Source organism: Siccirubricoccus soli (genome assembly GCF_024178315.1).
Lineage (GTDB): Bacteria > Pseudomonadota > Alphaproteobacteria > Acetobacterales > Acetobacteraceae > Siccirubricoccus > Siccirubricoccus soli.
In genome coordinates, this window is record NZ_JAMZIK010000009.1 from 91,277 (window position 1) to 103,317 (window position 12,041).

Consider the following 12,041-nt stretch of genomic DNA (forward strand, 5'->3'; position numbering starts at 1 on the left):
CCGCGGCGCCATGGCGAGGGCCATCCTCGCTCATCAGGGCGCGCCGGGTCGCCGCCGGCCGCAGGCTGCCTTGCAACCCACAGGCCGTCACCCCAGGATCCGGGCGGCGATTGGCGGAGGTGGACCCATGCAGATCACGATCCTGGGCGGCGGCGGCTTCCTCGGCCAGAAGCTGGCGAAGCGGCTGGCGAAGGAGGGAAGGCTGGGCGACCGCGCCATCACCGGGCTGACGCTGTTCGACCTGCACGCGCCGCCGGTGCCGATGGCCAGCTTCCCGGTGCGGAGCCTCGGCGGCGATGTCGCGGACCCGGCGCAGGTGGCGGCCGCCATCCCCCCCGGGACGGCGGCGGTGGTGCATCTGGCCGCCGTGGTCTCCGCCCAGGCGGAGGCGGATTTCGACCTCGGGATGCGGGTGAACATCCAGGGCACGCTGGCGGTGCTGGCCGCCTGTCGCGCCCTGCCGAAGCCGCCCCGCGTGGTCTTCACCTCCTCCGTCGCCAGCTTCGGCGGCGGGCAGGAGGCGCGGCTGGAAGACGATGCCCGCCAGCTGCCCGGCAACAGCTACGGCGCCCAGAAGGCGATCGGGGAGCTGCTGCTGCAGGATGCCTCCCGCAAGGGCTTCCTGGATGCGGTGAACATCCGGCTGCCGACCGTCATCGTCCGTCCCGGGCGGCCGAACAAGGCGGCCTCCTCCTTCGTCTCCGCCATCCTGCGCGAACCCCTGCTGGGGCTGGAGACGGAGCTGCCGGTGCCGGAGGATTTCGCGGTGTGGATCTGCTCCCCGCGCCGGGCGGTGGAGTGGTTTCTGCACGCCCTGGCGATGGATACCGCGCCGCTCGGGCTGGATCGCGGCATCAACCCGCCGGGGCGGAGCGCCACGGTGGGCAAGATGCTGAGCGCGCTGGAGACGGTGGCGGGGCCGGCGGCGCGGAAGCTGGTGAAGCATGTGCCGGACCCGGCGATCGAGGCCATCGTCGGCGGCTGGCCGGCCAGCTTCACCGCGCAGCGGGCGCGCCGGGTGCTCGGCTTCTCCGAACAGGAGAGTCTGGAGGAGATCATCCAGGGCTTCATCGAGGACGACCTGGCCGCGACCCGGGCGGAGCGGGGGCTCTGACCCCCGCCGCCGGCCCGGTTCACGGCGGGATTGATTCGCCATCGCCGTTGGAACCCCGCAGGATCGGGCCATGGCGGAGGATCCGGGACCGCTCTGGGCGGCAGGCGAGGCCTATGAGCCCTATGTCGGGCGCTGGAGCCGGCTGGTGGCGCCGGTCTTCCTGGCGCGGCTGGGCGTCCTGCCCGGGGAGCGCTGGCTGGATGTGGGCTGCGGCACCGGCGCGCTGACCGAGGCGATCCTGGCCACGGCCGAGCCGGCCTCGGTCACCGGCATCGACCCGTCCCTCGGCTTTCTCGCCTTCGCCCGGCGGCGGGTGCAGGATGCGCGGGTCCTGTTCCTGGAGGGCGATGCCCAGGCGCTGCAGGTGCCGGACGGCAGCTTCGATGCCGTGGTCAGCGGGCTCTGCCTGAATTTCGTACCGGACCAGGCGAAGGCGGCGCGGGAGATGCGGCGGGCGGCGCGGCCGGGCGGCACCGTCGCCGCCTATGTCTGGGACTATGCCGAGGGGATGGAGATGATGCGCCGCTTCTGGGATGCGGCGGCGGCACTGGACCCGGAAGGGGCCGGAGGCAGGGACGAGGCGCTGCGCTTCTCGCTCTGCCGGCCGGAGCCGCTGCGGGCGCTGTTCACCGGGGCAGGGCTGCGGCAGGTGGTGGTGGAGGCGATCGAGATCCCGACCGTCTTCCGGGATTTCGCGGATTACTGGCAGCCCTTCCTCGCCGGCGGCGCGCCGGCGCCGGCCTATTGCCGCGCCCTGCCGGAGGACCGCCGCGCGGCGCTGGCGGAGCGGCTGCGGGCGAGCCTGCCGCAGGCGGCGGATGGCAGTATTCCGCTGCGCGCGCAGGCCTGGGCGGTACGCGGGGTGGCCTGACAGCCGGTTCGGAAAACCCGCACGTCCCGCGCCGGGTTTGGTGTGGCGGCAGCGCGCCAGACTCGCGGAACATGCCGGGAGCGCGCCTGTGGATCGGCATTCCGCGCGGCAAGCATGAGTGCCTACGTCGCCGGCGTACGGGAAGGCTTGGCGGGGAGCCGCCGGGTCAGGCGGCCGCCTCGCGCTCCCGCATCACCTCGCGCAGCGCCCGCAGCACCTCCGGCACCCCCTCCCCGGTCGCCCCGGAGATGAGGTGCACCCGCCGGCCGGCGGCGCGCTCCAGCGCCTTCAGCCGGCTGGCCTTGGCCTGGGGCGTCATCGCGTCCAGCTTGTTCAGCGCCAGCACCTCGGGCTTCTCGGCCAGGCCGTTCCCATAGCCCTCCAGCTCCGCCCGCACCGTCCGCCAGGCGCCGACCGGGTCCGGCTGGCTGCCATCCACCAGATGCAGCAGCACGGCGCAGCGCTCCACATGGCCGAGGAAGCGGTCGCCCAGGCCGGCCCCCTCATGCGCCCCCTCGATCAGGCCGGGGATGTCGGCGAGGACGAATTCCTCGGAGGCATTCAGGCGCACCACGCCGAGCTGCGGATGCAGGGTGGTGAAGGGGTAGTCGGCGATCTTCGGCCGCGCCGCGGAGACGGCGGCGAGGAAGGTGGACTTCCCGGCATTGGGCAGCCCCACCAGACCGGCATCGGCAATGAGCTTCAGCCGCAGCCAGATCCAGCGCTCCTCGCCCGGCCAGCCCTTGTCGGCACGGCGGGGAGCGCGGTTGGTGCTGGTCTTGTAATGGGCATTGCCATAGCCGCCATCGCCGCCCCGGGCGATGACCACCCGCCTGCCCGGCGCATCCAGGTCGGCTAGCAGGGTTTCCTTGTCCTCGGCCAGGATCTGGGTGCCGATCGGCACCTTCAGCACCACATCGTCCGAGCCGGCGCCGGTGCGGTCCGAGCCCGCGCCATTGCCGCCCTTGCGGGCCTTGAAATGCTGGGCATAGCGGTAGTCGATCAGGGTGTTGAGGCCGTCCACCGCCTCCACCACCACATCGCCGCCCTTGCCGCCATTGCCGCCGTCCGGGCCGCCGAATTCGATGTACTTCTCCCGCCGGAAGGCGACGACGCCGTCGCCGCCATCCCCCGCCTTCACCCAGACCTTGGCTTCATCCAGAAACTTCATGGCTCGATCCACGGGGCGTCCACAGGGCCCGCCCCCGCCGGCGCAGGCGCCATCGCCCACCCCAGAAACGCCAAAGGGGGCCTTCCGGCCCCCCGAAACCTTGTCCCTCGGGCTCCACCCTGCGAACCGTCCCGCCCGTTGCCCTGCCGCGGCAGGCTGTGCGAGGCGCCGATCAGGGAGGCGCTACGGGGTCCTCGCGGCGTTGCGCAGCAACGGCGTGGGGAACTACTCCGCCGCCTGTGCCAGCGGCACGACGGAGACATGGACACGCCCCTCCGCCTTCCGCTCGAACTTCACATGGCCGTCCACGGTGGCGTGCAGGGAATGCGTCCGCCCGACCAGGACATTGCTGCCCGGCTTCATCTTCGTGCCGCGCTGCGTCACGATGATGTTGCCCGCGCGCACGACCTGGCCGCCGAACAGCTTCACGCCGAGGCGCTTGCCAGCGCTGTCGCGCCCGTTGCGGGAGGAACCGCCCGCCTTCTTATGTGCCATGGCTCAGTCCCCCTCTCAGGCGGTGGCGATGTCGGCGATGCGCAGCACGGTCTGGTGCTGGCGATGGCCGTTCTTCCGGCGGCTGTTCTGCCGGCGGCGCTTCTTGAAGATGATGACCTTGTCGCCGCGGTTCTGCTCCACGACGGTGGCGGTCACGCTGGCGCCCGGCACGGTGGGGGCGCCGAGGGTCAGGCCACCCTCGCCGCCCACGGCCAGCACGTCATGGATGGTGACGGTGGCGCCGGGCTCGGCCTCCAGCCTCTCCACCGTGATGACGGCGTTGGGGGTCACCCGGTACTGCTTTCCGCCGGTGCGGATCACTGCGAAGGTCATCTGCGGCCTCAACTGGTCGCGCCTTGGTGCGGGGCCGGGGGCGGCGCAGCCCCGGCGGAAACAGGCCCGAGGGGCGGAGCGGTGCCGGCGCACGCAAATGCGCGGCCCCGGCACAGGTCCGGCCATCGGAAGGCGGAGCGTATAGGGGCGGCGGAGGCCGAGAGTCAATGCCGGCCCGGCTGCCGGCCGGTCCCGGAGCGCCCAGCCCGTCGGCCGCAGGCGCACCAGACCGCCTTCGACACCGCCGGAGGCGACCATTCGTAAGGGCCATGGAACCGGTTTCGAATTGGGGATGTCGCTGCTTCGCGGCATCCCGCCCCCGAAACCGCCGCCACGGCTGGGGCCTGGGTGGGCGCTCGACGGGACCGAAGGCGCAAGGCGTGCCCGGGCGGCATGCCCTGGAAGGAGCCGGCCGCACAGTCGAGCCCGGCGTAGCGGGCCTTGGGAGGCGGTTTCAGCCCCCTCTGGCACGGCCCGTCAGGGAAGCTTCACGCCGCCACGGCGGGGTCCGCCGCCAACTGCGTCCGCACCAGCTCGGCGAACCGCCCGCCCTGGCGCACCAGCGTATCGAAGCTGCCGCGCTCGACGATCCGCCCGGATTCGAAGACCATGATCTCATCCGCATCCCGCACCGTGGACAGCCGGTGGGCGATGATGAAGGTGGTCCGCCCCACCATCAGCGCCTTCAGCGCCCGCTGCACCCGCGCCTCGGTCGCCGCATCCAAGGCGCTGGTCGCCTCGCCCAGGATCAGCACCGGCGGGTCCTTCAGCAGCGCCCGGGCGATCGCCAGGCGCTGCCGCTGCCCGCCGGAGAGCGAAATCCCCCGCTCCCCCACCAGCGTGTCGTAGCCATGCGGCTGGCGGATGATGAAGTCATGCGCCTCCGCCATGCGGCAGGCGGTCTCCAGCTCCTCCTGCGTCGCTTCCGGTCGGCCGACCAGCAGATTGTCCCGGATGGTGCGGTTGAACAGCATGCTCTCCTGGAACACCACGCCGATATTCTGCCGAAGGCTGTCCAGGGTGATGTCCCGCAGGTCATGCCCGTCCAGCGTGACCCGCCCCTCCACCGGGTCCCAGAGCCGCTGCAGCAGCGCCATGGCGGTGGACTTGCCCGCCCCGGTCTGCCCGACCAGCGCCAGCGTCCGCCCGGGCTGGGCGACGAAATCCACCTGGTCCAGGATCCGGTTGCCGCCGGGATAGGCGAAGCCCACCCGCTCGAAGGTCACCAGCCCCTGCACCCGGCCGAGCGCCAGCGCCCCCGGCTTCTCCGGCACGGTGCTCCGGGCGTCCATCACCTCGAAGAATTCCTGGATGGCCGGCGCCTGGAACACCAGGCGGGAGACGAAGGCCACCGCCCCCTCCAGCTTGCCGATCAGCAGCGTGGCGAAGCCCATGAAGCTGACGATCTCGCCAACCGTCGCCCGCCCATTCAGGTGCAGCACGGTCCCCAGCACGAAGATCGCGATGGTGGTGAGGGTGGAGGAGGCGCGGGTGAGGACGGCGACCACCGCCCACCAGTTCAGCACCGGGAATTGGTGGTCCAGCACCTGCCGCACGATGTCCCCGAACATCCGCGCCTCGGAGCCGAGGCGGCTGAAGGACTGCACCACCATCACATTGGACAGCGCATCCTGGGCATTGCCGGCGAGGCGGGACTGGAACCGCTCCACCTGGCCCTGCGCCGCCTCCGTCCGCTGGATGACGAGGCCGGTGACCACGCTGAAGACCACCACCAGCCCGATCAGCAGCAGCGCCAGGCGCCAGTTCATCGCCAGGGTCAGCGGCAGCAGCACCAGCATGGCGATGAAGGTGGACATGTGGTCGCGGAAGAAGGTCAGCCAGACGCCGAACAGATTGTCCGACCCGACCAGCATCACCTTCATCAGCCGGCCGGACTGCACATCCCCATGGAAGGACAGCGGCAGGGCGATCACATGCTCGAAGAAGCGGTGCATGGCGGCCAGGCGGTTGCGATGCGCCATGCGGTCCGCGAGCAGGGAGACGGCGACATTGGCGCCGATGCCGGACAGCCCGACCGCACCCCAGAGGGCGAGCAGGGTCAGCGCCTGATCCCACACCGCCGACCGGGTCATCCCCTGGGCGTGGGAGAGCACATCGACCACCCGGCCGAACAGCACCGGCTCCATGAACAGCAGCCCGGCCAGCGCGACATTGGCAAGGCCAAGGCCGATCGCCACGAAGCGATCCGGCGCCAGCAGCCCGAGCACCCGGCGATAGAGCGTAACGAAAGACATCAGGCCGTCCCTGCTCGTGTCCTGCCCCCGGGGTCCGCGGACCTCGCCCGCGCACGGAAGGGATCAGCAGACCTCTCCGTTCGAAGGCCGATGTCCCGGTCCCGGGGTCCACCGACCCCGAAACCATGACACCGGCGGCGGCCATGGGCGACCACCGCGGGCGCTGCCTACAGGCCCCGACCGGCCAGCCGCAAGGCTTGCCCGCCGCCGGCAACGGCGGCAGGAGTGCAAGATGATCGGCACAAGGGGACGGAAGTTCCCCGAGCCGAGGAGGAGACAGACCGGAATGACCAACCCCATCACATCCCGGCGCGCGGTGCTCGCCGCCCCCGCGGTGCTCGCCGCCCGGCCGGCCCGGGCGCAGCCCTGGCCGGCGCGGCCCATCCGGCTGATCGTCCCCTTTCCCGCCGGCGGCACCACGGATCTGCTTGCCCGGCTGCTGTCGGATGGGCTCGGCGCCCGGCTCGGCCAGCCCGTGGTGGCGGAGAACCGCGGCGGTGCCGCCGGGGTGATCGCGGCGGAGATGGCGGCGCGGGCGGAGCCGGACGGGCACACCCTGCTGTTCTGCTCCATCGGCACCGTCGCCATCCTGCCCCACCTCCACAGCCGCATCGGCTGGCGGCCGGAGGATCTGGTGCCCATCGCCTATTTCGCCGATGTGCCGAATGTGATCGTGGTGCGGGCGGACGGCCCCTATCGCAGCCTCTCGGATCTGCTGGATGCGGCGCGGGCGAGGCCGGGGGAGCTCTCCTACGCCTCCTCCGGCAATGGCAGCTCGCTGCACCTCTCCGGGGAGATGCTGAAGGCGGCCGCCCATGTGGACATCCTGCACATCCCCTTCCGCGGCGGGGCGGACAGCGTGAACCAGCTCCTCGGCGGGCGGATCGATCTGGCGGTGAACAACCTGCCCTCGGCCATCGCCATGATCCGGGACGGCAAGCTGCGGGCCCTGGCGGTGACGACGGCGGAGCGGACCCCGGCCCTGCCGGAGGTGCCGACCGTCGCCGAGAGCGGTCTGCCGGACTATGAGGCGACCGCCTGGTTCGGCCTGCAGGCGCCGCGCGGCACGCCGCAGCCGATCCTCGAGCGGCTGAATGCCGACACCCGGGCGATCGGCACCGACCCGACGGTGCGGGCGCGGGCCGAGATGGTGGGCGCCCGGGTGCGGCCCGGCAGCATCGCCGATTTCGCCGCCTTCTGCGCAGCGGAGAACGCGAAATGGGCGGAGGTCATCCGCCGCGCCGGGGCGAAGGTGGACTGAGACCCGGCCCGGCAGGTCCCCGCTTTCCGGCCGGGTATCGCGCGCAGGGCTGGGGTGGCGGCTGTGCGCCGGACTGAAGGACATACCGGCCGCGCACCCGGCCCCGGCATCCCGCAGGGCAGGCGGGTGCCGCGAGGCATGCCGGGGCACGGCGCCGGGCGGCGGGTCGGTGCAGGGCCGCCGGCATGAACCCCGCGCGTCGCCCCGGCGTTGCCGCCGCTCCGGCGGAAGGGCAGCGACATGGCGGAGCAGGACAGCACGCGGCGGGGGATCCTGCGCGTCCCCGGCCTGGCGGCGGCGGGCGTGGCGCTGGCGGGCATCGCCCAGGCCCAGGGCCCCTATCCGCCGCCCTCCCCGATCGATGCCGGCCATGTCGAGGATGGCCGCATCCGCTTCCCCAATTGGCGCGGCGCGGCGGAACCGGAGAGCCCGCCGCCCCCGGCCCCGGCGCCGCCCGGCCGGCGCGTCGGCTTCGCCGTCATCGGCCTCGGCCGCATCGCGCTGGAGGAAGTGCTGCCCGCCTTCGGCGAATGCCGCCACCCCCGGCCGATCGCCCTGGTCTCCGGCCATCCCGAGAAGGCGCGGGTGGTGGCGGCGCAATACGGCATCCCCGACCGCGCCCTCCATGATTATGCCGGCTTCGACCGGCTCGCGGAGGATCCGGCGGTGGAGGCGGTCTACATCGCCCTGCCGAACGGCATGCACCATGAAGTTCGTGCGGCGCGCCGCCGCTGCCGGCAAGCATGTGCTCTGCGAGAAGCCGATGGCGAACAGCAGCGCCGAGGCGCGGGAGATGATCGCCGCCTGCTCCGCCGCGCAGCGCCTGCTGATGATCGCCTACCGGACCCAGTACGAGCCCTTCAACCGCGCCGCCATCGGGCTGCTGCGCGGGGGCGCGCTCGGCCGGCTGCGCTTCCTCCAGGCGGTGAACACCCAGGTGAACGGGCCCGGCCCGCAATGGCGCTACAGCCGGCGCATGGCCGGCGGCGGGGCGCTGCCGGATATCGGCCTCTACTGCCTCTCCGCCGCCCGCTTCCTGACCGGCGAGGAACCGGTGGAGTTGCAGGCCTGGATGGGCAGCCCGCCCGGCGATGCCCGCTTCGCGGAGGTGGAGGAGAGCGTCGCCTTCCAGCTGCGCTTCCCCTCCGGCGCGCTGGCGCAATGCACCGCCAGCTACGGCGCCTTCCAGGAGAAGAGCTGGCGGGCGCAGACCGAGGCGGGCGGGCTGGACCTGCTGGAGGCCTTCGCCTATCGCGGCCAGCGGCTCCGCGTGCTGCGGAAGGGCGAGGGCGCGGTGCTGGAGGAACAGCCGCAGCTTCGCCACCGCAACCAGTTCGCCGCGGAGATCGACCACTTCGCGCAATGCATCCGCGAAGGAAAGCGGCCGCACACCCCAGGCGAGGAAGGCCTGCAGGACCACCTGCTGATGGAGGCCATCGCCCGCTCTGCCGCCGCGGAGGGGCGGCTGGAACGCCTGCCTCAGCCCCCAGCGCCGACGCGCGGCCCGGCGCCGACCTAAAGCAAGAAATCTCGCTCTCGCCCCTCGTTTGGGCGCGTGATCGCGGTTCGGTCAATTTGGCCTCAACCAATCACGCTCAGGGCATGGGCGACGCGGAGGCTGGCGAGGGATCGGGGTCGCTGATGCGCCCCGCCGGCAGCAGGAGCCGGGCCAGCCTGACACCCGTTCGCCAACCGGCCCGAGCCGCGCCAGCGGATCGGAACGCTCCCGGCTCGCTCCTCCCGCCCTGGCGTGCTAGGAATGGGAAAAATCGGGAGAACGTTCGACTCATGCTGCATCGCCGCACGCTGCTGGCCGCCGCGCCCGCCCTGCTTGCCGCCCCGGCGCTCCGGGCGCAGGACGCCAACTGGCCCAACCGCACCATTCGCCTCGTCGTCCCCTTCACCCCGGCCGGCACCACGGACATCGCCGCCCGCATCCTCGCGGAGCGGCTGACCCACCGCCTCGGCCAGCATGTGGTGGTGGAGAACCGGGCGGGCGCCGGCGGCAATGTCGGCTCCGACTTCGTGGCGAAGAGCGAGCCGGACGGCTACACGCTGCTGATGGCCACCGTCTCCTCCGGCGGCATCAATTACAGCCTCTATGGCAGCAGGATGCCCTACAAGCCGGAGGACCTGGCGGCCTGCGGCCTGATGCTGCAGGTGCCGAACCTGATCTTCGTCACCAACAGCCTGCCGGTCCGCACGCTGAAGGAGCTGGTGGACTACGCCCGCGCCAATCCCGGCAAGCTGAACAATGGCAGCTCCGGCGCCGGCACCTCCCTGCACCTGACCGGGGAGCTGCTGAAGACCGTCGCCGGCATCCAGATGCAGCACGTCCCCTTCCGCGGCGCCGGCCCGATGCTGCAGGAGGTGATCGCGGGACGAATCGAGGTGGCGGTCGACAATCTGCCCTCCGTCATCGGCCATATCCGGGACGGGCGGCTGCGGCCCCTGGCGGTGACGACGAAGCAGCGCACCCCCGCCTTGCCGGATGTGCCCACCACCGCCGAGGCCGGCTTCCCAGATGTGGAGGCGACGGCCTGGTTCGGCATCCAGGTCCCCGCCCGCACCCCGCGCCCGATCATCGAAAGGCTGGGCCGGGAGATCGACGCGGCGGTGAAGGAGCCGGAGACCAAGGCGAAGATCGCCGATCTCGGCGGCATGCCGCCGGGGCTGACGCCGGATGGCGGCACCTCGCCCGAGACCTTCGAGGCCTTCATCAAGGCCGAGATCGCCAAATGGGGCGAAGTGGTGCGCAAATCCGGCGCCACGGTGGAATAGCCGCCATGCACCGCCGCCCCCTGCTTGCCGCGCTGCTCGCCGCCCCCGCCATGGCGCGGGCACAGGAGGGGTGGCCGCAGCGGCCGCTCCGCCTCGTCATCCCCTTCACCCCGGCCGGGACCACCGACCTCACCGGGCGGTTGGCGGCGGAGGCGCTCGGGCCGCGCCTCGGCCAGCCCGCGGTGGTGGAGAACCGGCCCGGCGCTGGCGGCAATGTTGGCGGCGAGTTCGTCGCCCGGGCGGAGCCGGATGGCTACACCCTGCTGCTGACCACCATCGGCACCGGCGCCATCAACTTCGCCGTCTATGGCGACCGCATGCCCTACAAGCCGCAGGACCTGGCGGCGGTCGGCATGCTGATCCGGGTGCCCAATGTGCTGCTGGTGCCGCCCGACAGCCCGGCGAAGACCGTGGCCGAGCTGGTGGCGCTGGCCAGGACGCGGCCGGGCGGGCTGAATTACGGCACCGCGGGCATCGGCTCCTCTCCGCATGTCTGCGGCGAGCTGTTCAAGATGATGACCGGGGCACCGCTGACCCATGTGCCCTATCGCGGCAGCGCGCCCATGCTGACGGAGCTGATGGCCGGGCGGGTGGATGTGGGGATGGACAACATCCCCTCTGCCCTGGCCTTCGTGAAGGATGGGAAGCTCAGGGCGCTGGCCACCACCGGCGCCGCCCGCAGCCCGGTGCTGCCGGATGCGCCGACCCTGGACGAGGCGGGGGTGAAGGGCTTCGAGGCCACGGCCTGGTTCGGCATCCTCGCCCCGGCGGCGACGCCCGCCCCGGTGCTGCAGCGGCTGGGGCGGGAGGTGGATGCGGTGGCGCGCGACCCCGCCTTCCGCACCCGCATGGCGGCGCTGGGCGGCGAGAAGCCGGCGCTGACGCCGGAGGGCGGCACCTCGCCCGAGACCTTCGCCAGCTTCATGGCGGCCGAGCGGGAGAAATGGGCCGAGGTGGTGCGGCGGAGCGGGGCGAAGGTGGATTAGCCGCCGCCCGCCAGACCGCCGCGCGGCTTTGGGGAATCCCGGATTCGCCCCATTCCGGAAATCCCGCACCCTCCTCCGCGAAGGGCCGCGGGTGGGGCAGGCACGCCTGGCCTGCCCCAGCATGAGCCGCTGAAGGGCTGCGCCGCCGCGGCGTCCATGCCAGGGCGAGCCAGCGCCCGGCCCGGCCTCGGCCAGCCTCCCGCAGCCAAGGCTTGTCCCTGGCCCCGCGCCACGTCCAGACTTCCCGCCAAGCGCGCGGCCCGCCGAGGTCAGCGACGCAAGGGAGGACTGCCATGAAGCTGCCCCGCCGCGCCCTGCTCGCCTTGCCGCTCGCCAGCCCGGCCCTGGCGCAGCCCGCCTGGCCGGCGCGGCCGATCCGCCTCGTGGTCGGCTACCCGCCCGCCGGCACCACGGACATCGCCGCCCGGCTGGCTGCGGAGCGGCTGGCGCCGCTGCTCGGCCAGCCGGTGCTGGTGGAGAACCGCCCCGGCGCCACCGGCAACATCGCCGCCGAGCTGGTCGCCCGCTCGGAGCCGGATGGCTACACGCTGGTGACGAGCAACATCGCCACCACGGCCATCAACTACTCCCTGTTCGGCGACCGCATGCCGGTGAAGCCGGACGATTTCGCCGCCATCGGCCTGCTGACCACGGTGCCGAACCTGATCTTCGTCCACCCCTCCACCCCGGCGCGGAACGTGGCGGAGCTGGTGGCGCTGGCCCGGGCACGGCCGGGGCAGATGAACTATGGCAGCGCCGGCAGCGGCGGCTCCC

General features: G+C 72.5%; 11 protein-coding genes and 1 pseudogene. 8 read left to right on the forward strand and 4 right to left on the reverse strand.

Annotated elements, in window-relative coordinates; all coding sequences use genetic code 11:
• Positions 1-127: 127 nt before the first annotated feature.
• Positions 128-1,114, forward strand: a complete 987-nt coding sequence (gene denD / locus NJ376_RS01880) for a D-erythronate dehydrogenase (protein WP_252951513.1) — start codon at positions 128-130, stop codon at positions 1,112-1,114.
• A 70-nt stretch (positions 1,115-1,184) separates the two neighbouring features.
• Positions 1,185-1,985, forward strand: a complete 801-nt coding sequence (locus NJ376_RS01885; RefSeq protein WP_252951514.1) for a class I SAM-dependent methyltransferase — start codon at positions 1,185-1,187, stop codon at positions 1,983-1,985.
• Between the two features lie 166 nt (positions 1,986-2,151).
• Here the strand turns inward: NJ376_RS01885 and obgE are convergent, their stop codons facing one another.
• The 4 genes from obgE to NJ376_RS01905 all read right to left on the reverse strand — a co-directional run bounded on the left by obgE (position 2,152) and on the right by NJ376_RS01905 (position 6,239).
• Positions 2,152-3,156 carry a GTPase ObgE gene (gene obgE / locus NJ376_RS01890; protein ID WP_252951515.1) on the reverse strand — a complete coding sequence of 335 codons (1,005 nt, stop codon included), beginning with the start codon at positions 3,154-3,156 and terminating at the stop codon, positions 2,152-2,154.
• 225 nt (positions 3,157-3,381) lie between these two features.
• Positions 3,382-3,651 carry a 50S ribosomal protein L27 gene (gene rpmA / locus NJ376_RS01895; protein ID WP_252951516.1) on the reverse strand — a complete coding sequence of 90 codons (270 nt, stop codon included), beginning with the start codon at positions 3,649-3,651 and terminating at the stop codon, positions 3,382-3,384.
• A gap of 15 nt (positions 3,652-3,666) precedes the next feature.
• Positions 3,667-3,984 (reverse strand): 50S ribosomal protein L21, encoded by a 318-nt coding sequence (gene rplU / locus NJ376_RS01900; protein WP_252951517.1) that lies wholly within the window; start codon positions 3,982-3,984, stop codon positions 3,667-3,669.
• A 488-nt stretch (positions 3,985-4,472) separates the two neighbouring features.
• On the reverse strand, positions 4,473-6,239 hold the full coding sequence (locus NJ376_RS01905; RefSeq protein WP_252951518.1) for a glucan ABC transporter ATP-binding protein/ permease: 1,767 nt from the start codon (positions 6,237-6,239) through the stop codon (positions 4,473-4,475).
• Between the two features lie 286 nt (positions 6,240-6,525).
• Here NJ376_RS01905 and NJ376_RS01910 point away from each other — a divergent pair, with 286 nt between their 5' ends.
• The 6 genes and pseudogenes from NJ376_RS01910 to NJ376_RS01935 all read left to right on the forward strand — a co-directional run.
• A complete protein-coding gene (locus tag NJ376_RS01910; protein ID WP_252951520.1) occupies positions 6,526-7,500 on the forward strand; it encodes a Bug family tripartite tricarboxylate transporter substrate binding protein in 975 nt (324 codons plus the stop codon).
• A gap of 240 nt (positions 7,501-7,740) precedes the next feature.
• A pseudogene (locus tag NJ376_RS01915) lies at positions 7,741-8,145 on the forward strand (gfo/Idh/MocA family oxidoreductase); the annotation flags it as partial.
• Between the two features lie 61 nt (positions 8,146-8,206).
• Positions 8,207-9,019: a Gfo/Idh/MocA family protein gene (locus NJ376_RS01920; protein ID WP_252951521.1), complete on the forward strand. Its 813-nt coding sequence runs from the start codon at positions 8,207-8,209 to the stop codon at positions 9,017-9,019.
• Positions 9,020-9,288: 269 nt separating this feature from the next.
• A complete protein-coding gene (locus NJ376_RS01925) occupies positions 9,289-10,281 on the forward strand; it encodes a Bug family tripartite tricarboxylate transporter substrate binding protein (RefSeq protein WP_252951525.1) in 993 nt (330 codons plus the stop codon).
• Positions 10,282-10,286: 5 nt separating this feature from the next.
• On the forward strand, positions 10,287-11,267 hold the full coding sequence (locus tag NJ376_RS01930; protein ID WP_252951522.1) for a Bug family tripartite tricarboxylate transporter substrate binding protein: 981 nt from the start codon (positions 10,287-10,289) through the stop codon (positions 11,265-11,267).
• A 293-nt stretch (positions 11,268-11,560) separates the two neighbouring features.
• On the forward strand, positions 11,561-12,041 hold a 481-nt coding region (locus NJ376_RS01935), incomplete at its 3' end, for a Bug family tripartite tricarboxylate transporter substrate binding protein (protein WP_252951523.1).